Origin of the sequence: Meiothermus sp. CFH 77666, assembly GCF_017497985.1 — a bacterium.
Lineage (GTDB): Bacteria > Deinococcota > Deinococci > Deinococcales > Thermaceae > Meiothermus.
In genome coordinates, this window is record NZ_JAGDFV010000022.1 from 20,704 (window position 1) to 43,176 (window position 22,473).

Consider the following 22,473-nt stretch of genomic DNA (forward strand, 5'->3'; position numbering starts at 1 on the left):
CATAACGTTACCTTAGCCAGCAGGGTTCCCACAATTGGCCGGATTTGACAAAGCAAGCCTGCACAAGTACGTAGGATAAATACATGTGGTTGCGTCTGAAGCGATTGTATAAAGCCTTTACGCCCGCTCGGGCCACCCCGGACGATGCCTGGGCCCTGGCCGAGCTCAGCATCGAGGAGGCCCACCTGTACAAGGCCATGGATGTGCGTGATCGGGAACACGCCGTACGGGTGGCCAAGCGGCTGCTGGAACGCTACCCCGAGGCCCCCAGCTATGCGGTGCGGGCCGCCCTGCTGCACGACAGTGGCAAGGCCCTGCGGCCCTACCGGCCTTTGGAGCGCATCCTGACTGGCCTCATTAGCCTCGAGGTTCCCATCGAACCCCTGGACAAGGGGCTGCGTGGGGCCTGGCAGATTCGCCGCCACCACCCCGAGTATGCGGCCATGCGCATCCTCGACCCTCAGGTCGCCCAGATTGTGCGGGAGCACCACCAGCCCCAAAGCCTCTGGGCCAAGCGGCTCTACGAGGTGGATGAAGAGTTTTGATAATGCCTTGGGCGCATCAGGAAATACCAACTTTAGGCCTGTAACCAACTTTCGTGTACACCCCAAGGTGGCAGTGGGTGGTAGGAGGTGGGTAGTGGGTTTCCAACCCTCTGTTCCTACCTCCCCTTTCCTGCAGCATGCAAAGTGTTCAAGCGAAAAGGGTGTAACACAAATATAACGCTCCCTTTTCTACCCTGGCCCTCAAGGTGATTCCCATGCCCTCGAGAACCATCGCTGAAGAGCGCCGGCGCCTGCTGGCCTACGGCATGACCGTACAGGAAGTGGAAATCTGGCTCGCCCTGGGCAAGGTCGCCGGGGCCCTGCTCGAGCTCCCCACCCTTCACCCCAGCGAGCAAGTGGAAACCGTGCGGGACATCCACAACCTGCAAAACCGGCTGCTCGCCAGACCAGGGCTGCGGGCATTGGGTTGGGAACCAAGCCAATAATGCCAACTTACAGAGTCGTACAGATGTTTATACACTCTCGCAGGAATCCCGGAAGTCTTTTGGTCATTGCGAGCATCCGCTGGATGCGAAGCAATCCAGTTCACCCTACCTGGCCAATCGTTCGGTAAGCCTGCTCTGGATTGCTTCGTCGGCCTCTGGCCTCCTCGCAAGGACGACCGCGATTTGAGAGACTGGTTGACGAGCGTTCGGGCCGAGGTTCGCCTAAGGTTGTATGGGCACTTTTACGACGATACTTACCAGCGCCGTCAACTTTGATAGATCCCACACTCCCCGACACCCAGGGCCGAAAGCCGAAGGCTCTGTGAGGAGTAGGTAGGTCGTTTGGTCTGTGTGGTGCGCGTTCGAATACAACTCAGAAGCGCTCAGTCACGCTCTTCATCTGCAGGAAGTTGAGCAGGTAATCCGGCCCCCCGGCCTTGGTATCGGTGCCCGAAAGGTTGAAGCCGCCAAAGGGCTGCACGCCTACCAGGGCTCCAGTAATTTTGCGGTTGAAGTACAGGTTACCTACATGGAACTCGCGGCGGGCCCGCTCCAGGCGCTCGCGCTTGCGCGAGAACACCCCGCCCGTCAGGCCATATCGGGTGCCGTTGGCCACCTCGAGCGCGGTGTCGAAGTCGGGCACGCGAATCACCGAGAGCACCGGGCCAAAGATTTCTTCCTGGGCAATGCGGGCATCGGGGGAAACCCGCTCGAACACGGTGGGCGCGATGAAAAATCCACTGCCCTCGAGCTTGCGCCCCCCCAGGGCCAGCCGGCCCTCTTGCTGCCCTATCTCGATATAGGACAGCACGGTTTTTTCCTGCTGGGCGCTGGCTACCGGCCCCATATCGGGGTTCTCCTCGGCGGGGCCCACAATCAGGCCCTCGGTGCGGTGCAGAATCTGCTCCATCAGGAGGTCGTGTACGGCATCCACCACAATCAACCTCGAGGCCGCCGAGCACTTCTGCCCCTGGAAACCATAAGCGCTCTGCACGGTGGCCTGGGCTGCTGCGTCCAGGTCGGCGGTCTCGTCCACAATCAGGCCGTCTTTACCGCCCAGCTCCAAAAAAACCCGCTTGAGCCAGACCTGCCCCGGCGAGAGCCGGGCCGCGCTTTCGTTGATGCGGAGGCCGACCTCGAGGGAGCCCGTAAAGTTGATGAAGCGGGTGCGGGGGTGCTGCACCAGATAGGCCCCCACTTCGCTGCCCGACCCCGGCAGATAGTTCGCTACCCCTGCGGGCAGACCGGCCTCTTCCAGAATCTCGAAGAGCTTGGCCGCGATCACCACGGTGTCTTCGGCGGGTTTGGAAACCACGCAGTTGCCCACCGCAATGGGGGCCACGGTCATGCCGGTCAGGATGGCCAGGGGGAAGTTCCAGGGGGCAATCACCACCCCCACCCCCAGCGGGATGTAGAAGGCCTCGTTGTCCTCACCCGGATAGGGCACCACCGGGGCGCCGTCCTTGTACTTGAGGGCCGAGATGGCGTAGTAGCGAATAAAGTCGATGGCTTCAGCTACATCGGCGGCGGCCTCCACCCAGTTTTTGCCAATCTCGTAGACCAGCCAGGCCTCGAGCTCGCGCTGGCGGCGCTTCATTATCTGGGCTGCCTTGAGCAAAACCCGGCTGCGGTGCTCCTGGGGCCAGTCTTTCCAACTCTGGAAGGCGCGCCAGGCTGCGTCCAGCGCGGCATCGGCCTCGGCAATACCGGCCTTGGCGCTGACGCCGACCACCTCCGCAGGGTTGGAGGGGTTGGTGGAGGTGATGGTGGCCTGGGTGTGCACTTTCTCGCCGCCGATGATGAGGGGGTAGTGGCGGCCAAACTGGGCACGTACCTCGGTCAGGGCTTTGCGCATGGCCTCAAAAGCCTCGAGGCTCTGGAAGGTTTCGATGGGTTCGGGGCGGTAGGGTTCGGGGGTCATACTAACTCCTTTCGTGGATGCCTTTCACTCAAGACTTTTGCTTTCCACCATGCACCACGTGTCCGGCCTGCTCGAGGGCCGCCACAGCCCGCTTTAGCTGGTGGCCTTTGAGCAGCACGTAGTCGGTATTGAAGGTCGAGACTGCAAAGATGCCGACTCCGGCCTGGGCCAGCGGGTTCAGTACCGAAGCCAGAATGCCGGTGAGGGCGAAATTGAAGGGGCCCGCCAGAGAAAGGCAGCGCCAGTCGCGTTCGGCTTTGACTTCGGGGGGCACGCGGTTCTGGAGGCAGACCACGCTCAGCTCCTCGTCGCTGCGGCTGATGCTCACAAAGCCCTCGCCCAGGGCCCAGGCCGGGATGGAGGCGGTAGCCTCGAGCCAGCAGACCGCATACAGGCCTTCCAGCAGGTGCAAATCCAGTTTGGCTGCCATATCTATCCCTGAATCAGGCTCCGGGCCACAAACAGGAGGTTCTCGGGCCGTTCGGCGATGCGGCGCGAAAAGTAGGGGTACCAGTCGGTGCCGTAGGGTACGTAGGCCCGCACAGTATAGCCCTCGGCGGCCAGTTTTTTCTGCTCATCGCGGCGCACCCCGTAGAGCAGCTGGAACTCGAAGCGGTCACGCCCGATGCCTTTCTCGGCTGTCCAGCGCTTCATCTCCTCGAGGATGTAGGGGTCGTGGCTGGCGATGGCGGTATAGAGGCCGTTTTCCAGGGCTTTCTTACACAACACCACAAACTGGGCGTCCACCATGCGCTTGTCCTGGAAAGCCACCTCGGGGGGTTCCTTGTAAGCGCCCTTCACGATGCGTACCGGGGTCTGGAGGGGTATCAGGTCTTGCAGGTCTTGCTCGGTGCGTTTGAGGTAGCTTTGCAGCACCACCCCGGTGTTGTTGAAGCCAGCCTCGCGCAAACGCTTGTAGAGCCGCAGCGTGGCCTCTACCCGGGGGCTATCCTCCATGTCAATCCGCACGAAGCAGTCCGCCTTCTCTGCCTCGGTCAGAATCTCGTGCATCAGGGAGAAAGCCAGGTCTTCGGAGAGATCGAGCCCCAGTTGGGTGAGCTTGAGGGCCACATACCTGGGGTAGGGCAACGCGCCAAAGGCGGCTACCAGCCGAAGAATCTCGCTCTGGAATTTTCGCGCTTCGGCTTCGGAAGTGACCATCTCCCCCAACAAATCCAGGATGGCATGTATCTGGTCGCGCTCGAGGGCCTCCACCGCCTGCAGGGCTTCCTCCAGGGTATCGCCCGCAATAAAGCGGCGGGCAAAATTGCGCCCACGGGTCAGCACCAGGTTTTTGACGCTTTTGTTCTGGGCAATCGCCAGCACAAACGAACGATAGCTTTGATTGAAATCCATACACACTCCTCTACTGCCAGACCTGCTCCCGAAGGCTTTGCATCACCAGGTCGCGGAAGTAGTACACGTGCGCCCGCGCTGCCTCGGCGGCTTGTTGGGGGTTGTGGGCCTTGATGGCCAACAGAATGGCCTGATGCTGCCGGCGGGTTTTGGGGTGTTGGGAAAGGGTGCGCTGGAAGGAGCGAATGAGCGTCAGGCTCGAGCGCAGGTCGGCATAAATCCGGGCCAGGGTTTTGTTGTGGGCCGCCTCGACCAGCGCCGTGTGAAAGTCGAAGTCTACCTGCATCTGCTGGTTGTAGTCGTCTTTGGGCAGCGCATCCAGGGCCTTCAGAAGCCGCTCCAGGTTATCCAGTTCTGCTGGGGTAGCATTGCGGGCCGCCAAAGCCGCCGCCTCGCCCTCGAGCAAGGCCCGCACATCGTAGACCTCGCGCACCTCGTTGGCCGACAGAACACGCACCCGCGCCCCCCTGTTCGGCAGTAGCTCCACCAGGCCCTCCTGCGACAGACGCTGCAAGGCTTCCCGCACAGGGGTACGGCTAACGCCGAGTTCCTGGGCCAGCCCCGGCTCAGAGATGCGCGTCCCTGGCAGCAAGGAACCAGCCAGAATGGCCCCCCGCAGGTGCGCGTAGGCCGCCTCCCGCACCGAGTGGGGTCGTTGGAAGTGGGCCATAAAGTGTATACAGTATACACCTCCGGGGGATTCAGGGTCAATCTATGCGGTGAACGGAAACCTTTACAAAATCGTAGATTGCACAAAGAGGCCAGCGCCCGGTCGCATGTCTCAGGCCCCAAAGCAGAGCTTGTCACACCCACTGCGCTGCTCGAGGTGAAGGAGATCCCAGGTGCAGCAAGCGTGAGCCTCCATACCAGGTCATCTGCGTTGTTTGCAGAGCGCAGCCCGAATGGTTGGAATCGGTTCAATCGCTACTATTCAAGCCAGTTTCTTCACGGTGAGGTAGGTTTTTGGATCCCCAAGATCAGCAAAAGTCCAATAAAGCCAGCATTTGAAGTCGGCTAAAGCACTCCTCCCCCTTGATGGGGGAGGTTGGGTGGGGGTGTGAGCCGAAATTGAGGGCGTCAACCGACTTTTTGACCTGACCGGGGCTTCAGTCAGGAAAAGATCTGGCGCAGTGCTTCAACCTTATCGGTGTTTTCCCAGGGGAAGCCTTCGCGGCCAAAGTGGCCGTAGGCCGAGGTGGGGGTGTAGATGGGGCGGCGCAGGTTGAGGTTCTCGATAATGGCCCTGGGTCGGGCATCGAAGACTTTCTGGGCGGCCTCGGTCAGCTTTTCATCGGGCACAATACCCGTGCCAAAGGTCTCCACCCGCATTCCCACCGGGCGGGCTTTGCCGATGGCGTAGGCCAGCTCGATGAGCGCCCGTTTGGCCAGCCCGGCGGCCACGATGTTCTTGGCGATGTAGCGGGCATAGTAGGCCGCCGAGCGGTCTACCTTGGTGGGGTCTTTGCCGCTGAAGGCCCCCCCGCCGTGGGGCACAGCACCCCCGTAGGTGTCTACGATAATCTTGCGCCCGGTGAGGCCGGTGTCGCCGTGCGGTCCGCCAATCACAAACTTGCCCGAGGGGTTTACCAGGTAGAGGGTTTCCTTGCTCAGGTACTGCTCCGGAATGGCCTTCTCGATGACCAGGGTGCGAATGTCGTGCTGAATCTGGTCGGCCTCGACCTCTTCGGAGTGCTGAGTGGAGACCAGCGCCGTCCCCACGTAGAGCGGCGTCTGACCCTCATAGACCACGGTCACCTGGGCCTTACCGTCCGGGCGCAGGTAAGGGATCTCGCCGGTCTTGCGGGCTTCGGCCAGGCGGCGGGTGAGCCGGTGGGCGAGCGAGATGGGCAGCGGCATCAGCTCGGGGGTCTCGTCGGTGGCATAGCCGAACATTAGACCTTGGTCGCCAGCGCCCACCTGATCGAACGGGTCTCGTGAGCCCAACACCCGCCACTCCCAGGACTCGTTGACCCCGCCGGCAATGTCGGGTGACTGCTCGTCTATGGCGGTAAGCACCGCACAGGTGTCACCATCGAAGCCGTACTTGGCCCGGGTATAGCCCACCTCGAGCACGGTCTGTCGCACCAGGCGGGGAATGTCCACATAGCTCTCGGTGGTAATCTCGCCCGCCACCATCACCAGACCCGTGGTCACCAGGGTTTCGCAGGCCACCCTGGCCTCGGCATCCTCAGCCAGAATAGCATCCAGCACCGCATCGGAAATGCGGTCGGCTAGCTTGTCGGGGTGCCCTTCCGTCACCGATTCCGAAGTTACCAGTCGTTGCAACTTTGTCCTCCTGTAGCACGCAGTAAAGCCGCGTCAACCGACAAAGTATAGCACTCCCATGAGCAGTTCGTTCCACGGAAGCCTGAACTCGAGTACCTCGGTGTAGATGAGCATGCGAAACGCCGTTATTACCAGCGATTATAGGGAGCGCAACCCTGAACTCTAGCTGCCCTTCTGGATTGCTTCGGCAGACCGCCCGGACTACTTCCGGGTTCGCACCTGCTCGCTAATCAGAGCGATGAATTCCTGCACGATGCGAGCATCGAGGGTATCGCCTGCTTGTTTGCGCAGCTCGCGCAAGGCGTCTTGCTGGCTCCAGGCGGCCTTGTAGGGGCGTGACTGAAGCAGGGCATCGTACACGTCCACTACGGCAAAAAGGCGGGCCTCGAGGGGAATCTCGTCCCCGGTCAAACCAAAGGGATAGCCCGAGCCATCTATCCGCTCGTGATGGTAGCGCACGATGTTGCGGGCCGTCTGGGACAAAAAACCCAGGTTTTCCAGCATGCCAAACCCAATATCGCAGTGGCTTTGCATGATGCGCCACTCGGCATCGGTGAGGGTTCCGGGTTTGAGCAAAATTGAGTCCGGAATGGCCAGCTTCCCCAGGTCGTGCAGGTAGGCCCCCATGCGCAGCCCTTCAATATCGGGAAAACCCAGGCGCTGCCCCAGGGCTTCGCTCAGGGCCACTACCCGGTCGGTATGACCTTTGGTCTCGAGGTCGCGTAACTCCAGGCCTAATCCTAAAGCACGCAGAGCATCCTCGCGGGTTCGGGTGATCTCCTCGAGGTGGGCAACGCGCTCCAAAGCACGCTCGAGGCGCCGGGCCACCGCCTCGAGCAAGGAGATGTGCTCCTCCGTAATACAGGCTTTGTAATCAAAGCTAGCCAGGGTAAGGGCGCCATAGGGCATTCCCCGCAAGTAGAGGGGGGCGGTCAGGAGAGTCCGCAGGTTGTGGGCTTTCAGGCTGGGCCAGGCTCCATCCCAGGTCTGGTAATCGTCAATGTACTGGGCCGTTCCCAAAGACAGCGCAAGGCCCATGAAGCCCCTGCCAAGCTCCACGGGAAGGGTCGTGAAGTGCTGGAGCCGAGCCTCGCCCGGCTGCTCATGACCCAGCACCAACCGCATCACCCCTGTACCTTCGTTTGGATCCTGCAATTCCAATCGGTAAAAACCCCCGGCGCTCAAGTTGGTTAGATCCAATAGGGTTTGCAGGGCCCGCCGGGCCATGAGGGGGGGGTCATCGAGGGTCTCGAGTTCCGCCGACATCTGCACCAAACGGCGGTACCGTTCGGTTTCGCGGTTGGCTTGCTCGAGGGCCTGCAAGCGCGAGAGCATAACACCGGCTACCTTGGCCAGGGCCTCCAGGGCATAGCGATCCTGCGGCCTCAATACGCCACCCGCCCCTGCCGTATCCACCGAGAGCACCCCCGCGATCCGTCCTTCAGGGTCGCCCAGCGGTACTCCCAGGTAAGCAGCCTTAACCCGGTTCCCAGAGGTGAAAACCGCCTGCGTTTCGGTCGAGACATCGGGAAGGTATAAAGTACTGCGCTGTTCCAGTACCTGCCAGGCCAGGCCCTGCCCCCGCACATGCCGCGAGCCAACGGCCCGCTCTGCCGCATGGCCTGCTGCTGCCACTACCTCGAGCAGGTCATCTTTGGGGCGATAAAGCGTAACCAGACTGGTTGAAGCCCTGGTCTGCTCCAGAGCCTCCTGCACAATCCGCTGCAAAAGCTCTTCGGTGGTTTGTGCTGCCGTCAAGCCCTGGCTGATGTGGGCCAGCATTTGCAAGCGAACCAGCTCCCGTTCCTGGGCAGTTTGGGCTTCCAGGCGTGCCAGAACCTGCCCCACCCCCCGGCCAAAGGATTCCAGAACCGCGGCGTCTTCGGGTTCAAACGGTTGCTTTGAATAAGCCACCACCACCCCAAAGCCCTCTCCGTGCGCATCCTGAACGGGCACAAAGGCCGCATACTCCATGGAGTCTGTGGTAACGTTGAGGTACAAGCGAGGGTCGTCCATGCGCACCATTTGCACCTGGCGATTTTCCAGAGCCGACCAGGAAACCCCTTTTCCGCGCGGCACGGCAAGGCCCAGCGCGTCTTCCCAGTTCACAGCTGCAAAAACCTTGAGTTCATCGCCCATCCGACGCAAGGCCACCGCCCGCTCTTCGCCCAAAATTTCCAAAATCAGATGCGGCAGTGACTGCCACAATAGCTCGGCCTCGCGGAAGGTGGATAGCACCCCCAGCACACGGGCCAACCGCTCTTCACGCTCGAGACGAGCCTGGGTGTTTTGCCGCTCCTTCAGGGTCTGCAATACCACCCCCAGGCTGGAGCCCAACTCCTGCGCCAGGGGTAGGGCCTCTGAAGAGAACGGCGCCGCCTCGAGACGGTCGAGGCAGAGCCAGGCCTCTACCTTGCCTTTGAGCGGTACCGGAACAACCAGCGACCAGTAAATCCGGTGCAGGGTCTGCCGATCCTGGGATGTCAGCCCGCTCAGCTCGGGCCGAACCTCCACGATGTTAGGCCGGGCCAAAAGCGCATCTTCCAGGCTGGCCCCATACCAACGCAGCTCGTCCTCGAGGCTCAGGGCGTATCGGGGCAAAGGGATGTTGTGGCCTCGCATGGCCACAAAACGATAAACGTTACCTTGCCGCAGCAAGGCAGAACCGGCCTGAGCCCCAGGAATCAAGCGCAGGGCCCCCTCAAGCGCCGCCGTCAGGAGCGAGTCCAGATCGGGGCTGCTCACCAGTTCTCGTAAGAGGGCCAGCATGCCCTGATATGAAGCGCTCATCTCAGCATAGCCTAGGGCTATATGACTGCAGCACAAGGTCATGCATCACAACCTACAATCCCATCTGCCGAATTGGTTAGAGTACTGGGTTTAATTTTATATTAAAAATGCGCTCAGAAAGGCATTTTCTGGCCGCATCCCACGGTTCGGCGCTCAAGGCGGTCAGAGGATTTCGAGCTTTCTGGCAGAGGGGAATCGCAAACCAGCCCCCCTGGGCAACGAGGCCCCCAGCTTGTGTTCGGGGGTCGATCAGATGAGGGAAGTCAACACACCAATGGGCTGCAAGACTGCAAGACTGCAAGCTGCAAGACTGCTAATCACATAGCGCCTAAACGAATGAGCTATAATGAAGCAGGGTCGAGCGAAAAACCGGCCCTGTCCCCGCCACCACAACTGACCGCCTTGTTTTGCAAAGCTGCGCTCAGGAAGGCAACCAGCAACCTCGAGTGGGTCGTAATGTTTAGATACAAAGGGGAATCTTATGGAATTAGAGCGCCAAGCCCAACTAGAGGCAGAAGCTCTGTCGCGACGTGTGTTGATCCACGACATCCTGCGCCGTTTGCGCGGCCAGGATAACAATCTACTGCCCTACAGTGCGGTTTTGGAGTTACGACCCAGAGGGGAGTCTTACAAGGGGCTACAAACCATCGAGGTAGACAAAATTATCGGCTCAGTGGATCGCTATGGTGACTTCGACGCAGAGTTCATGCCCAAAGAACCTTTTACCTTAGATCGCTGGATCAAGCTGCGCCAGGCACAGCTCGAGGGCACCGAGTTTCCCCCCATTGACGTTTATAAGGTTGGCGATATTTATTTCGTCAAGGATGGCAACCACCGCACCGCGCTGGCCAAAGCCCAGGGTCAGCACTTTATTGATGCCTACGTAATCGAGCTGGATGTGCCGGTAGATTTAGACCCCGACGATACCCTCAAGGACGTGATTTTGAAGGGCGAGTACGCCCAGTTTTTGGAGCAAACCCGGCTGCCCGAGTTGCGCCCAGGCCACGAGCCCATCCTGTTCAGCAAGGCCGGGCGCTACGACGTTCTGCTCGACCACATCCGCACCCATCAGTACTTCATGGGCCTCAACCAGAAGCGCTCGATTAGCTGGGAAGAAGCCGTCACCGACTGGTACGACAACCTCTACCTGCCCACCATCCTGGAAATCCGCGAAAACGGGGTGATGAAGAACTTCCCGGGCCGCACCGAGGCCGACCTCTACCTGTGGATTTCCGATCACCGCTACTTTTTATCACAGGCCATCGGCCATGACGTGGGGCCCGAAGAAGCCACCCTTTCGGCCCGTCGGCAGGCCCAAAAAGGCCCTTTGAGTCGGTTGGTGGAGTGGTTGACCGCATGGCTGGCCCGTCTCGCTCCCTTCCACAAGCCCTCTGCGGTCAACGAAAGCGGTTAGCGCGTCTTATACGAATAGCCGGTATGGCGGTGTTGACCGTACTGGGTACGCAGCGACGCACTGGCAGATTTGGACGGTTTCTCGTTATAACAGACAAAGACGCTTGGGGCACGCTATCGAAGAAGTTTGAGGCCACCAGGGGTCTCTATAAAGGCCATCAGTTCGGGGTTTGGGGCGAACTCCAGACGAACCTTGCCCCAGTCGAGATCCAGCGCCTTCAGCACAGCGCGTACTGCGTCCGGCTCCGGGTGAAGCAGCGCCAGTTCCAGCAGGCGACAACCCCCATCCGGCAGGGTATCGGTAGGGTGCCCTGGGCCCCACTGAATCAGGTAGGGCACCACCCCACCCCAGTGCAAGCGCCCGTCCTCGGGAAGGGTGATGCGCCAGTGCAGGTCTCCCCTGCAGGCCTCCCGCGCCGGGCCAAGCTCGAGGCCCTGGTAGCGCTCCAGGGACTCGGTGCGGGCCACCCAGGTGTGCAGGCGGGGGGCTCCGCTAAAGTCGTCGAGGTTGAACCAGCGCGGCTGGGCCGGCGGCGGGGCTTCGGGGTCAACCGCGATGATTTCCAGATAGGCCCCCTTGCCCAGGTTCAGCAAACGGTTGTGCGTGCCCATCAAGGGATGCTTGCCCCCGGCGGGCGGTAGCTCCAGCCCCAGCCTGTCCTGTACGTAGCGCAGCCCCTCTGCCAGGGTTCTGGCCGCTACTACCAGGTGATCCAGATGGGTCATCCGATTTTGTTGCCCTTTTCGTCGTAGCGGTAGAAACCCCGTCCGCTCTTGCGCCCCAAAAGCCCGGCCTGCACCATCTTGCGTAGCAGGGGTGAGGGGCGGTATTTATCGTCGCCCAGACCCCGGTGCAACACCTCCATGATGGAGAGACAGGTATCCAGGCCAATAAAGTCGGCCAGGGTGAGGGGGCCCATGGGGTGGTTCATGCCCAGCTTCATAACCTGGTCTATGGCCTCGGGGGTGGCGACGCCTTCCATCACGCACTGCACCGCCTCGTTGAGCATGGGCAAAAGAATCCGGTTAGAGACAAAACCGGGGTAGTCGTTGACCTCGACCGGGGTCTTGCCCATCCGACGGGCCGCCTCGAGCACGGCCTGGGTGGTGGCATCGTCGGTCAGATGCCCCCGGATCACCTCGACCAGTTCCATCAGGGGAACCGGGTTCATGAAGTGCATCCCGATGAAGCGCTCGGGCCGGCGGGTGGCTGAGGCCAGCCGGGTGATGGGAATCGAGGAGGTGTTGGAGGCCAGGATGGCCCCGGGCTTCGCTGTCTGGTCGAGTTCACGGAACAGGCCCAGCTTGGTGGGCTCGTCTTCCACAATGGCCTCAACAATCAGATCGCAGTCGCTCAGGTCGGCCAGGTGAACGGTGGTGGTCAGCCGCCCCAGGGCGGCGTCGTGGGCGCTCTGATCGAGCTTACCCTTTTCCAGCAGCTTGCCCAGCGAACGCCGGATGGTGTTCAGGCCGCGCTCGAGGAAGGCGGCCTCGAGGTCGCGCAGCACCACGTCGTAGCCCGCCTGAGCCGCCACCTGGGCAATGCCGGCCCCCATCTGCCCTGCACCAATCACGCCAATCTTGCGAATTTCCATGGCTTCATCCTATCGCGCTTTGAGGCCGCTGTGGATGCTTGAAGGGGCCTCGGGCCATCTGTAAAGCCGTTCCCCTAACCCTCCGCCCGCGTCACCGAGTCCGCGTCACCTTGAACAGGTTGCGCGGGGCATCAGGGTCGAAGCCCCTGGCTACCGAGAGCTCGGCGGCAAAAGGGTAGAAGGCCTGGGCCAGCAGGATGGCGTCTAGCACCGGGTGGAGCTTGGCGGGCAGCGGCAAAGGGGTGTGGGCCAGCTCCAGGGCCTCGGCCTCGGAGGAGGCCACCAGCAGATGCCCCCCTTTGCCCCGCAGGTTTTCCAGCAAGCTCACCAGACCGGGCAGCGGCTTGTCCTTTGGCGCCAGCACCAGCAGGGGAAAGTCGGGCTCCACCAGGGCCACCGGGCCGTGGAGCAGCTCTGCCCCGGACATGGCCTCGGCATGAAAGGCGCTGGTCTCTTTGAGCTTGAGAGCCAGTTCGTGGGCCACCGCAAACCCGTAGCCACGCCCCACCACCAGGCCGTTATCCGCCCCCACCAGGGCCTCCAAGCCCGCCTGCCAGTTGGCATGAACCGCCTTGTATAGAGCCTCGGGCAGCATGGCCAGGGCCTCCTTAAGAGGCTTGTCTTCGGCCCAGGCCGCCACCAGCTGGGCCAGCGAGGCCAGGGTGGCCAGGTAGCTTTTGGTAGCCGCCACAGCCTCTTCGGCCCCGGCCCACAAGGGCAGCACCACCTCGGCGGTCTGGGCCAGGGGCGAGCGATCCTGGTTGACCAGGGCCAGGGTGAGGGCCCCGTCGCGGCGGGCCTGGCGGGTCACCTCGATCAGATCGGGGCTCTGACCCGACTGCGAAATTGCGATGACCAGGGCCCGGTGCAGGGCCAGGTGCTGCCCATAAACGGTGTGTATCGAGGGAATGGCCGAGGAGCAGACCAGCCCCAGAAGGCTCTCGATCAGGTACTTGCCATACAGTGCGGCATGATCGGAGCTACCGCGGGCCACCGTGAGCACAAAAGGGGGGGTGTGGCGACGCAAAAAAGTACCCAGCAGCTCCATCTCGCTCTTGTTTTCGCGCAGGGCTTGCTCCACCACCTGAGGGGCCTGGTGGGCTTCTTTGAACATTTTGGTCTCGGCTGCTTTCATGCGGGCACCCTCACCTTTTGGCCTCCAATATAGACTTCCTCGAGCGTGAAATCCTCTCCCAGCACCACCAGATCGGCGGGCAACCCCACTTCCAGGCCGCTCTCCAGGCCGATGTACAACGCAGCGTGCCCCGAGGTCATCTGAAGAATGTCGTGCAAGGCATAGCCCCAGCGGCTCAGGTTCCGGGCGGCCTGGTTCATCGTGAGGGCGCTCCCGGCCAGGGTACCATCGGCCAGGAAGACCCCCTCGCCCTTTTTGTAGACCCGGTGCCGCCCCAGACGATACTCCCCCTCGGGCATCCCGGCTGCCGCGACTGCATCGGTCACCGCGTAGGTGTGGGGAATGGTCTTCCAGGCAACCCGAACCGCCGCCGGGTGGACGTGCAGCCTATCGGGAATGACCTCGGCCCATTCGGCCCGCTCGAGGCCCAGCCCCACCACCCCCGGCTCGCGGTGGAGCAGGGGGGTCATGGCGTTGTAGAAGTGGGTAAAGCCCTGTGCTCCGGCCTCGAAGCCCGCCAGCGACTGGGCATAGGTGGCTTCCGTATGGCCCTGCTGCACCCGCACCCCCTGTGTTTGGAGGAAAGCGATCAGCTCGAGCGCCCCCGGCAGTTCGGGGGCCAGGGTGACCACCCGGATGGGGGCCAGGGTGAGCAGGTGGCGCATGGTTTCCAGGCTTGGCAGCAACGTGTAGGGCGGCTGGGCGCCCAGTTTTTGTGGGCTGATGAAGGGGCCTTCCAGGTGCACCCCCAGCACCCGTGCCTCGCCGGGGCCGGGGTTCGCCACCACTGCGGCAATGCCGCGCAGGGCGGTCTCGAGGTCGGGCAGTGGGGCCGTGACGGTGGTGGCCAGCAGGGCCGTGGTGCCGTGCCGGGCGTGAAAGCGGGCCATCTGCCGCACCGCCGCTTCGCCTTCCATGCAGTCTGCACCACCACCCCCATGCACGTGCAGATCCACAAACCCCGGCAGAATATAGCGCCTGGGCGCGCCTTCGAGGGAGGCCAGCGGGGTGATGGCTTGAATGCGCGCATCGAACTCGAGCCGGCCCATACAGGTCAGGTGGGGGGTTACCAGGATACCGTTCAGTTGTGTCATCTCAGGGCTCCAGTTTCAGGCTGATGACCTGGTAGAAGGCGCTCGAGGGTCTGCATCAGGCCTCCTCCCGCACCAGGCGCAGAGGAAACACCCCGGTAAATAAGCGCGGCCAGGCCAGCCGGGGCCGCCCCCAGTCAAGCCTGACCCCCGGCAGGCTGGGGGCGAAAAACTGCTGCCAGAGGCCGTGGACCAGCGGGGTGAGGCGAGTGTCAATGGCGCGCTCGGCCCCCCACTGGAGGTCGCCCAGGTCGAAGGGGTTGGGCGATTTACCCAGCTCTTCGCTCAGGAGCGCCTCCACCTCCGGGCGCACCCGGCTCTGATACAGCCAGTCGTCAACCAGGCGAGCAAAATTGGCCTCGGCCAGCGAGACCGGGTCGTCGCCAAAGAGGGCGCACACCCCCGCTGCAATGGCACTGCCCAGGCTATTGCCGGCCGTGTTCCAGCCCGCAAAGCCCCCCAGCCCCGGCAGATTAACCGACTGAAGCAGTAGCTGCACAAAGCGGTTTTCGGCGCCGTTGGCATAGGCCACGTCGGCCACCGTGACCATCCGGCCGGCGGCCTGATCCCCTACCAGCCGGTCTATCAGCTCGGGCAGGTAGCGCTCTGCGGTGTCCACCGTCTCGTAGTCGGGCTGGCGCTGGGCTTGTCGGGTAGCAGGGGCGTTTACGGCTAGAATCAGATCGGCCTCCTCGGTGCTCTGCACGGCCACGCACCCGGCGGCCCGCAGGTGGGCCTTGACCAGTTCGCCCAGGGGGCGGTCTTCATAAAGCATCTCGGCCTGGGGGGCCCGCACCGAGGGGTAGCGCACCAGCACCTTGGTCTTGCGCCCAGCATGGTTGAGCAGGGCCCTAGCCAGCAGAGTGCAGGCGGCCTCGTCGGCCCCAGGGTAGATATCGGCCTCGCCCCACAGGCCCAGTTCGTCCAGGCGGGCCTCGAGCCGACGGCGCTCCCGGGCCGCCAGACCGTAGGGGGTGGTATCGTCCAGGGTCAGGGCCAGGTACTCCAGCACCCCCTCGTTGAGCAGGTCTATGGCCGAGAGGTGCAGGGCGTGGTTGCGCTCACGGGTGGCCAGCCAGTCCTGCAAAACCTCCTTGGGCAGGTGCAGCCGGGCCCGATCCAGCTCCATCAGGGCATCGCCCGGTTCCTGTCCGGCGGCCTTTTTTCGCTCGAGGCGATCCGTCCACTCCGAGTACTTGCGTAAGAGGGGGCCCCACTCGCGGTAGTAGGGTTTTTCCTCCAGTGGGTCGTTGTGGTGGGCTACCCGCACAATCACCCCGTGGGCCAGAATGCGCAGGTAAGGGCTTCGTTGCTTGATCTCGCGCAGCACCTGAAGCCTCGGCAACACCTCTTCCAGGGGATCCGAAACCCGCCGGGCCGGAATCATGCCGCCCAGGGTGAGGGCCTCCAGGTTCACGATGGCGGCATCGGCGGCGGGGGCCTCCCGCCGCAGCCACTCCGCCAGGGCCGCGGTGTTCCCCGGCTGGTTCATCTTGTTCAGGATTTCCAGGGGGGGTGAGCGCATTTCCAGCCCGGCCACCCGCGCCAGTTGGTGGGGCAGCTCGAGGGTCACGGGTCTGGTATCGGCAGGCAGCAACAAAACACGCTTCATAGGTCGGACGCCACTCTACAACCCAATCTACTCGAACGAACCTGCAAAAGGGCAGTTGCCTAATCCCGGATTCTGAACAGTTAGGCGAAAAGGTATCTCCCCTCGACCCTGCTAGCCTGTCGCTGTACGGTGACGCACTAAACGAATCTGGTATCTTTTGGCAAAAGCTTCTGGACATTACAACCCTACTGTGAATGCTTATGGAAAGCCTGTATCTTGCCACCAGTCTGATGATGGTTGACCTGCCCGGCCCCACCTTAGGTGCCGCTACCTGCGCCCACCTCGAGCGCTACCGCTTTGGGGGGGTGTGCTTGTTTCGCAAAAACATCCAGACCCCCAGGCAGGTGCGCAAACTGGTGGCCGACATTCGCCAAGTGCTGGGGCCCGAGGCCTGGATCGCCATTGACCAGGAGGGCGGGGCCGTGCAGCGGGTGCTGGAGCTTGTCCAGGCACCTGCCCCGATGGCCCTGGGCGCCATCGGGGATGCCAAGACCGCCGAAGCCGTGGGGGCTGCGGTGGGCCGCACGCTCATCTCGCTGGGCATCAACTGGAACTTTGCCCCCTCGGTGGACGTGAACACCAACCCCAAGAACCCGGTAATTGGCGACCGCAGCTTCGGCTCCGACCCCAAAAAGGTCGCCCGGCTGGCGCTGGCCTGGGTTAGGGGCCTCGAGAGCGCCGGGGTGATGGCCACGGTCAAACATTTTCCCGGACACGGAGACACCGCGCTGGACTCCCATCTGGATCTGCCGGTGGTCAACAAGAGCCTGGAAGAGCTCGAGCGCACCGAACTCTATCCCTTTCGCAAGGCTGTAGAAGCCCATATCAGCGCCATCATGAGCGCTCACATTCGCTTCCCCGCCCTGGACAAGCAGTATCCCGCCACGCTCTCGGAAAAAATCCTGACCCGCTTCCTCCGCCAAAAACTGGGCTTCCAGGGCATCATCGTCACCGACGCGCTGGACATGAAAGCCATCACCCAGCACTACACGGTGGGCGAGGCGGCGGTCAAAAGCCTTCAGGCCGGAGCCGATATGATTCTGTCGCTGGGCCAGTCCGGGGTGCAGATCGCCCAGGCCACCGCCATCCAGCAAGCCCTGGAAGACGGCTCGCTTAGCGAAGCGCAGGCCAAGCTAAGCCAACTCCGCTTGCTGGAGGCTGCCCAAAGGTTTCCAGGCCTGGTGCAACCTTATGCTCCAGCTCAACAAAAACGCGACCAGGCCCTGATGGAACGGGTGGCCCTACAAAGCATTACCCCTTATCGTCAGCCCCTGCGTCCCAAGCGTTCAGACCGAATTTTAGTCGTCTCGGCAGGCAGCGCCTTTGAAGCAGGCCCCTATGGGGAAACCATCGCGGTCAAGGATCTGTCCCGTCTGCTCAAAACGCGCTTTAGTAAGGTCGGTCAGTTTGTGTACGACCCCAAAAAAGCCGATGAGTTCATAAGTGGCTTGGAAAAGGCTGCCAGCAAAGCCGACTATCTGCTGGTGGTCTCGGTTGGTCGGGGCAGCCTGAGCCCTCAGGAAATTGGGCTCCTCAAGCATGCCTTCAGCCTGGGCAGACGGGCCGTCCACATCGCCTTATGGAACCCTTACCACATCCTGAGCCTGCGTAAACCGGCCTTCGTGACCTACGGCTTCCGGGCTCCTACCCTAAAGGCCCTGGTCAAGGTGCTGGGCGGGGCACAGGCCAGGGGTCGGCTGCCGTTCAAACTGCGCTAGGTTGCCCCAAGTCGAGGGTTCAGGGTCAAGGGCCATAGGTTGTCGAAGCTGGGCCAGGTTTAAGCCGGTTGAACGGGTCATCTTCAGTACACCTGTCTGCCAGGGGTACAAAGCCCAAAGCTCAGTGCCCTGATGTATCAAAGCTGCTCCAGAACCACCCGGGCACTGGCGATTGGCTTTATTTGAGCATTCGGCCCTCCGCTTTCGGCTATCGGCGGTCCGCTATAAGCTATACCCATGAAAGCCGTTCGTGTTCACCAGCCTGGCGGCCCCGAGGCCATGCAGTTAGAGGACATTCCCACCCCTACCCCTGGCGAAGGCCAGGCCCTGGTGCGGCTCCTGGCCATTGGGGTCAACTTTATTGACACCTACAAGCGCTCGGGCCTGTATGCCGTCCCGACACCTTTCACCGTAGGGGAAGAAGGAGCCGGGGTGGTGGAAGCGGTGGGGCCGGGTGTGGAAGGCATCCGGCCCGGCGAGGTGGTGGTCTATTCAAATGTTCAGGGCAGTTATGCCGAGTATGCCGTGGTGCCTGCAGATAAGCTGGTCAAGGTGCCCACGGGCCTGAACCCCAAAATTGCCGTGGCCGGGATGCTCCAGGGCATGACCGCCCACTACCTGACCCACAGCACCTATCCCCTCAAAGCGGGCGAAACCTGCCTAATCCACGCAGGTGCGGGCGGGGTGGGGTTGCTCCTGATCCAGATGGCCAAGATGATCGGAGCCACGGTGATCACCACCGCCTCCACTGAAGAAAAACGCGCTTTGGCGAAAGAAGCCGGTGCCGACTATGCCCTGCCCTACGAGGGCTTCGACCAGAAGGCCCGCGAAATCACCGGCGGGAAGGGCGTGGATGTGGTTTACGATGGGGTAGGACAGTCTACCTGGGATGGTAGCCTGAACAGCCTGCGGATTCGGGGCATGTTGGCCCTGTACGGCCAGAGCAGTGGGCCGGTTCCACCCTTCAACCCGCAAATTCTCAACCAGAAGGGCGGCCTGTTCCTCACCCGGCCTTCCCTCTGGCACTACACCCAAACCCGCGAAGAGCTTTTGTGGCGGGCCGGTGACGTGATGCGGTGGGCCCTCGAGGGCAAACTCAACATTCGTATCGGCGCCGAGTTTCCCTTAGCCCAGGCTGCCCAGGCTCACATCGCCCTTCAGGGTCGCGAAACCACCGGCAAAGTTCTGCTAATTCCCTAGCCACCCGGTGTCCCTCGCAGGGAGGGCAGCCAGCTACTCAGGGCCGGGAAGGCAATGGTAATGATTAGCACCAGAATCTGTACCGTAATGAAGGGAATCACCCCACGGTACATGTCGGTGGTCTTGACTTCTGGCGGAGCCACCCCACGCAGGTAAAACAGCGCAAAGCCAAAGGGCGGCGTGAGGAAGCTGGTCTGGAGGTTCATGGCCAGGATGATGCCAAACCATAAGAGCTTCCCCTGTACAAAAGCTTCCGTAGAAAGGTCATAGTTACCGGCCATCTGCATGGCCTCGGCCTGGGCTCGCCAGATAGCCTCCGCCGCCGGAAGCACCAGCGGCACAATAATGAAGGCAATCTCGAAAAAATCTATAAAGAAACCGAGCACAAAAACCAGCACCATCACAAAGATGATGAAGCCCAGTTCCCCTCCCGGTAATGCCACCAGGATGTCCTTGACCAGCTTGTCGCCCTCGAGGCCCCGGAAAATCAGGCTGAAGGCGGTAGCCCCGATCAGAATGAAAATTACCATGCTGGTGAAACGGGCGGTTTCCACCACCGCATCGCGGAAAACCTTCCAGTTCAGACGGCGGTAGAAGGCCGCCATAATCAGCGCTGCTACCGAACCCACCGCGCCAGCCTCGGTAGGGGTCGCAATGCCAAAAAAGATGCTCCCCAACACAAACAAAATCAGCAAGACCGGCGGCACCAGCGCCACAATGGCCCTTCGCCCCAGCTCCCACCCCTTGTAGGGCCTAGCTTCCAGTGGTAGCGCGGGAGCCATCTTAGGTCTAACCAGGGCCACCAGGGCCACCAGCAACACCAAAGCGCCGGAGAGCATCAGACCGGGGATTAAGGCCCCCAAAAACAGATCCCCCACGCTCACGCCCAGTTGGTCGCCCAGTACCACCAGCACAATGCTGGGCGGGATAATCTGACCCAGCGTCCCGGAGGCTGCAATTACCCCGGTTGCTAAGGGCTTGCTGTAGCCATACTTGAGCATCACCGGCAGGGAAATCAGGCCCATGGCCACCACCGTGGCGGCTACCACCCCGGTGGTGGCGGCCAAAAGGGTGCCCACCAGCACCACCGCAATGGCTACACCCCCCCGCACCGGGCCGAAAAGCTGCCCCACCGTGTCCAGGAGCTGCTCGGCCAGTTTGGATTTTTCCAGTATCAGCCCTAGAAAGATGAAGTAGGGGATGGCCAGCAGGGTGTAGTTGGACATGATGCCGAAGATGCGCTGGGGCAGGCTGCCCACAAAGCGCAGGTCAAATTCCCCAATGGCAATGCCAACCGCCCCAAAGATGAGGGCCACGCCCCCCAGAGCAAAAGCCACGGGGTAGCCGGTAAAGATGAGAACCAGGGCCCCCAGGAACATAGCCCCGCCCAAAAGCTCAACGCCGCCACCTTGCAAAACCATCTAGGCAACCTCCCCTTTGGCCTCGTGGGGGAGGCGGGGCAGTGCCCCCCGCAGAAAAGCCAGGTTCTTGATGAATTCCGACACCCCCTGCAGTGCAAGCAAGATAAAAGCAGGCAACAGCATGAGCTTCAGGGGCCAACGCGGCAGACCCCCCGCGTCGGAAGAAACCTCTCGCACTTGCACAGAAAAAGTCACCAGGGGCAAGGAGACGTAAAACAGAATCAAGGCGAAAGGCACCAGAAAAAGGATTGAGCCCAGCATGTTGACCCAGGCCTGCCCCCGCTCACTCAAACGGGCATAAACCACATCTACCCGAATGTGCCCATCGTGCTTAAGCACGTACCCTACCATCAACAAAAAGATGAGGGAGAAAATGTACCATTGCAGCTCAAAATAAGTGTTGGAGGCCAGGCGTGTACCCACTGCTTTATCGAGGCTCCGCCCAATGGCGTTGTAGGCGCCCACCGCCACCATGGGTACCACCAGCCACAGCACCACACGTCCTACCCATTCGTTGATGGTGTCTATTAGCTTGGATATTGCCAGCAGAAACTGCACTTAAGCACCCCCTCGAGGTAAACCGAACGGTTCAAAGGCATGGTTTTCACTCCCAAAAAATGACTCGGATTATCCTAACCACCCCACCCCCCAGCGTCAATGACCCAGCCCCAAAACAAAAGGCTCCCGCCTGTCAGCGGGAGCCCAAAGAGGTATGCTCAGCCAGCTATGGGCTAGCGCAGGGTACGCACAAAGTCGTCGTAGCGGAACTCGTTGGTGGCAAACCAGCGGCGGGACTCGTCGCGGAACTTTTTCCAGCCCTCGTAAATTCCCCGGTAGGTAGCGTCTTTGGCGGCAATTTCCTCAAACAGAGCGGTGGCCTCCTTGTTGGCCGCCTGAAGCACGCTGGTAGGATAGGGCCGAAGCTGGGTGCCTGCACGTTGTAAACGGGCCAGCGCAGGAGCGTTCTTGGCATCATATTCAGCCATGGTCTGTTCGTTGGCTTCACGGCTCGCGCTGATAATGGCCTCCTGGTAGGCTTTGGGTAGACTGCGCCAGCGCTCGAGGTTCACAATGGTCGAAACCGTGGATCCCGGCTCCCACCAGCCGGGGTAGTAGTAGAAGCGGGCAGCCTTGTTCAGGCCCAGCTTTTCGTCGTCGTAGGGGCCCACCCATTCCGCCCCGTCAATGGCGCCGCGGTCGAGGGCCAGGAAAATCTCGCCGCCGGGAAGGGTCTGCACGGTAGCCCCCAGGCGGGTCATAACCTGTCCACCCAGGCCCGGAATCCGGAAGCGCAGACCCTTCAGATCCTCAGGGCCGCGAATTTCCTTGCGGAACCAACCACCCATCTGCACACCCGTGTTGCCTGCCGGGAAGGTAATGGCGTTGAAATCGGCAATGACCCGCTGCATAGCCTGAAGGCCTCCCCCAAAGTAGAGCCAGGCATTTTGCTGGCGGGGGTTCAGACCGAACGGTACACCCGTATCGAAGGCCAGGGAAGGACTCTTACCAATGTAATAGTAGTTGGCGGTGTGGCCCATTTCCACATTACCGGCCTGAACCACATCCAGCACCTGCAAACCTGGAGCCAGCTCACCTGCCGGGAAGACCTGAATCTCGAACCGCCCCTCGGTCAGCTCCCCCACCCGCTTGGCCACGGTCTCGGCTGCGCCGAACAGGGTATCCAGTGCACGGGGCCAGCTGGTGGCCATGCGCCAGCGAATGCGCTGGGTAGTCTGGGCGTAAACCGGGCCGAAAACGGTGCTGGCGGCTACAGCGCCAATCCCCGCCTTCTTCAAGAAGTCACGTCGCTTCATTTGCTTCCTCCTGAAATAACTACAGTTGTTTATTGCACTAAGGGTGCGACGTGATTATATGTCAGGCTCTATAAAGCGGCAACATTAATGGAAAACACATTTGTGAGTGAAGCAAAGCGTGCTTAGCGGC

Annotated in this window: 19 protein-coding genes; 5 read left to right on the forward strand and 14 right to left on the reverse strand. The window is 61.6% G+C overall.

Annotated elements, in window-relative coordinates:
- Positions 1–83 precede the first annotated feature (83 nt).
- Complete coding sequence (locus J3L12_RS11745; protein WP_208015252.1) at positions 84–545, forward strand: HD domain-containing protein; 462 nt, start codon at positions 84–86, stop codon at positions 543–545.
- 215 nt (positions 546–760) lie between these two features.
- Positions 761–991 carry a hypothetical protein gene (locus J3L12_RS11750; RefSeq protein WP_208015253.1) on the forward strand — a complete coding sequence of 77 codons (231 nt, stop codon included), beginning with the start codon at positions 761–763 and terminating at the stop codon, positions 989–991.
- A gap of 373 nt (positions 992–1,364) precedes the next feature.
- Here the strand turns inward: J3L12_RS11750 and pruA are convergent, their stop codons facing one another.
- The 6 genes from pruA to J3L12_RS11780 all read right to left on the reverse strand — a co-directional run bounded on the left by pruA (position 1,365) and on the right by J3L12_RS11780 (position 9,344).
- Positions 1,365–2,912, reverse strand: a complete 1,548-nt coding sequence (pruA, locus tag J3L12_RS11755; protein WP_208015254.1) for an L-glutamate gamma-semialdehyde dehydrogenase — start codon at positions 2,910–2,912, stop codon at positions 1,365–1,367.
- Positions 2,913–2,940: 28 nt separating this feature from the next.
- Entirely contained in the window at positions 2,941–3,342 is a 402-nt protein-coding gene (locus tag J3L12_RS11760) for an ACT domain-containing protein (protein ID WP_208015255.1), read from the reverse strand.
- A 2-nt stretch (positions 3,343–3,344) separates the two neighbouring features.
- Positions 3,345–4,268, reverse strand: coding sequence for a proline dehydrogenase (locus tag J3L12_RS11765; RefSeq protein WP_208015256.1), 924 nt, complete (start codon positions 4,266–4,268; stop codon positions 3,345–3,347).
- Positions 4,269–4,278: 10 nt separating this feature from the next.
- Positions 4,279–4,938 (reverse strand): GntR family transcriptional regulator, encoded by a 660-nt coding sequence (locus tag J3L12_RS11770; protein ID WP_208015257.1) that lies wholly within the window; start codon positions 4,936–4,938, stop codon positions 4,279–4,281.
- A gap of 440 nt (positions 4,939–5,378) precedes the next feature.
- The gene (metK, locus tag J3L12_RS11775) at positions 5,379–6,554 is read right to left on the reverse strand and encodes a methionine adenosyltransferase (RefSeq protein ID WP_208015258.1); all 1,176 of its coding nucleotides are present in this window, start codon (positions 6,552–6,554) and stop codon (positions 5,379–5,381) included.
- Positions 6,555–6,755: 201 nt separating this feature from the next.
- A complete protein-coding gene (locus J3L12_RS11780; RefSeq protein ID WP_208015259.1) occupies positions 6,756–9,344 on the reverse strand; it encodes an HD domain-containing phosphohydrolase in 2,589 nt (862 codons plus the stop codon).
- Positions 9,345–9,825: 481 nt separating this feature from the next.
- On the opposite strand from J3L12_RS11780, the gene J3L12_RS11785 reads away from it, so the two are divergent.
- The gene (locus J3L12_RS11785; RefSeq protein ID WP_208015260.1) at positions 9,826–10,758 is read left to right on the forward strand and encodes a DUF4032 domain-containing protein; all 933 of its coding nucleotides are present in this window, start codon (positions 9,826–9,828) and stop codon (positions 10,756–10,758) included.
- A 113-nt stretch (positions 10,759–10,871) separates the two neighbouring features.
- On the opposite strand, the gene J3L12_RS11790 is transcribed toward J3L12_RS11785, so the two are convergent.
- From J3L12_RS11790 to J3L12_RS11810, 5 genes are all read right to left on the reverse strand, one after another.
- Positions 10,872–11,483 carry a VOC family protein gene (locus tag J3L12_RS11790; RefSeq protein WP_208015261.1) on the reverse strand — a complete coding sequence of 204 codons (612 nt, stop codon included), beginning with the start codon at positions 11,481–11,483 and terminating at the stop codon, positions 10,872–10,874.
- On the reverse strand, positions 11,480–12,352 hold the full coding sequence (locus J3L12_RS11795) for a 3-hydroxybutyryl-CoA dehydrogenase (protein WP_208015262.1): 873 nt from the start codon (positions 12,350–12,352) through the stop codon (positions 11,480–11,482). The genes J3L12_RS11790 and J3L12_RS11795 overlap by 4 nt, the downstream gene beginning before the upstream one ends.
- Before the next feature lie 91 nt (positions 12,353–12,443).
- Positions 12,444–13,487, reverse strand: coding sequence for an SIS domain-containing protein (locus J3L12_RS11800; RefSeq protein WP_208015263.1), 1,044 nt, complete (start codon positions 13,485–13,487; stop codon positions 12,444–12,446).
- Positions 13,484–14,581 carry an N-acetylglucosamine-6-phosphate deacetylase gene (gene nagA / locus J3L12_RS11805; RefSeq protein WP_208015264.1) on the reverse strand — a complete coding sequence of 366 codons (1,098 nt, stop codon included), beginning with the start codon at positions 14,579–14,581 and terminating at the stop codon, positions 13,484–13,486. Before nagA ends, J3L12_RS11800 begins: the two co-directional genes overlap by 4 nt.
- 55 nt (positions 14,582–14,636) lie before the next feature.
- Entirely contained in the window at positions 14,637–16,190 is a 1,554-nt protein-coding gene (locus tag J3L12_RS11810) for a DUF4127 family protein (protein ID WP_208015265.1), read from the reverse strand.
- 200 nt (positions 16,191–16,390) lie between these two features.
- On the opposite strand from J3L12_RS11810, the gene nagZ reads away from it, so the two are divergent.
- Both nagZ and J3L12_RS11820 read left to right on the forward strand, forming a co-directional pair.
- A complete protein-coding gene (gene nagZ / locus J3L12_RS11815; protein ID WP_208015266.1) occupies positions 16,391–17,908 on the forward strand; it encodes a beta-N-acetylhexosaminidase in 1,518 nt (505 codons plus the stop codon).
- 237 nt (positions 17,909–18,145) lie between these two features.
- The gene (locus tag J3L12_RS11820) at positions 18,146–19,108 is read left to right on the forward strand and encodes a quinone oxidoreductase (protein WP_208015267.1); all 963 of its coding nucleotides are present in this window, start codon (positions 18,146–18,148) and stop codon (positions 19,106–19,108) included.
- On the opposite strand, the gene J3L12_RS11825 is transcribed toward J3L12_RS11820, so the two are convergent.
- The 3 genes from J3L12_RS11825 to J3L12_RS11835 all read right to left on the reverse strand — a co-directional run bounded on the left by J3L12_RS11825 (position 19,105) and on the right by J3L12_RS11835 (position 22,343).
- The gene (locus tag J3L12_RS11825) at positions 19,105–20,529 is read right to left on the reverse strand and encodes a TRAP transporter large permease subunit (protein WP_208015268.1); all 1,425 of its coding nucleotides are present in this window, start codon (positions 20,527–20,529) and stop codon (positions 19,105–19,107) included. The genes J3L12_RS11820 and J3L12_RS11825 overlap by 4 nt on opposite strands.
- Positions 20,530–21,087 (reverse strand): TRAP transporter small permease subunit, encoded by a 558-nt coding sequence (locus J3L12_RS11830; RefSeq protein WP_208015269.1) that lies wholly within the window; start codon positions 21,085–21,087, stop codon positions 20,530–20,532.
- Between the two features lie 173 nt (positions 21,088–21,260).
- On the reverse strand, positions 21,261–22,343 hold the full coding sequence (locus tag J3L12_RS11835) for a TRAP transporter substrate-binding protein (protein WP_208015270.1): 1,083 nt from the start codon (positions 22,341–22,343) through the stop codon (positions 21,261–21,263).
- Positions 22,344–22,473 lie beyond the last annotated feature (130 nt).

What these genes read in the sequence shown, in the direction of transcription:
- J3L12_RS11745 (WP_208015252.1), top strand. Translation starts at nt 84, where the DNA reads ATGTGGTTGCGTCTGAAGCGATTGTATAAAGCCTTTACGCCCGCTCGG.
- J3L12_RS11750 (WP_208015253.1), top strand. Translation starts at nt 761, where the DNA reads ATGCCCTCGAGAACCATCGCTGAAGAGCGCCGGCGCCTGCTGGCCTAC.
- pruA (WP_208015254.1), bottom strand. Translation starts at nt 2,912, where the DNA reads ATGACCCCCGAACCCTACCGCCCCGAACCCATCGAAACCTTCCAGAGC.
- J3L12_RS11760 (WP_208015255.1), bottom strand. Translation starts at nt 3,342, where the DNA reads ATGGCAGCCAAACTGGATTTGCACCTGCTGGAAGGCCTGTATGCGGTC.
- J3L12_RS11765 (WP_208015256.1), bottom strand. Translation starts at nt 4,268, where the DNA reads ATGGATTTCAATCAAAGCTATCGTTCGTTTGTGCTGGCGATTGCCCAG.
- J3L12_RS11770 (WP_208015257.1), bottom strand. Translation starts at nt 4,938, where the DNA reads ATGGCCCACTTCCAACGACCCCACTCGGTGCGGGAGGCGGCCTACGCG.
- J3L12_RS11780 (WP_208015259.1), bottom strand. Translation starts at nt 9,344, where the DNA reads ATGAGCGCTTCATATCAGGGCATGCTGGCCCTCTTACGAGAACTGGTG.
- J3L12_RS11785 (WP_208015260.1), top strand. Translation starts at nt 9,826, where the DNA reads ATGGAATTAGAGCGCCAAGCCCAACTAGAGGCAGAAGCTCTGTCGCGA.
- J3L12_RS11790 (WP_208015261.1), bottom strand. Translation starts at nt 11,483, where the DNA reads ATGACCCATCTGGATCACCTGGTAGTAGCGGCCAGAACCCTGGCAGAG.
- J3L12_RS11795 (WP_208015262.1), bottom strand. Translation starts at nt 12,352, where the DNA reads ATGGAAATTCGCAAGATTGGCGTGATTGGTGCAGGGCAGATGGGGGCC.
- J3L12_RS11800 (WP_208015263.1), bottom strand. Translation starts at nt 13,487, where the DNA reads ATGAAAGCAGCCGAGACCAAAATGTTCAAAGAAGCCCACCAGGCCCCT.
- nagA (WP_208015264.1), bottom strand. Translation starts at nt 14,581, where the DNA reads ATGACACAACTGAACGGTATCCTGGTAACCCCCCACCTGACCTGTATG.
- J3L12_RS11810 (WP_208015265.1), bottom strand. Translation starts at nt 16,190, where the DNA reads ATGAAGCGTGTTTTGTTGCTGCCTGCCGATACCAGACCCGTGACCCTC.
- nagZ (WP_208015266.1), top strand. Translation starts at nt 16,391, where the DNA reads ATGGAAAGCCTGTATCTTGCCACCAGTCTGATGATGGTTGACCTGCCC.
- J3L12_RS11820 (WP_208015267.1), top strand. Translation starts at nt 18,146, where the DNA reads ATGAAAGCCGTTCGTGTTCACCAGCCTGGCGGCCCCGAGGCCATGCAG.
- J3L12_RS11825 (WP_208015268.1), bottom strand. Translation starts at nt 20,529, where the DNA reads ATGGTTTTGCAAGGTGGCGGCGTTGAGCTTTTGGGCGGGGCTATGTTC.
- J3L12_RS11835 (WP_208015270.1), bottom strand. Translation starts at nt 22,343, where the DNA reads ATGAAGCGACGTGACTTCTTGAAGAAGGCGGGGATTGGCGCTGTAGCC.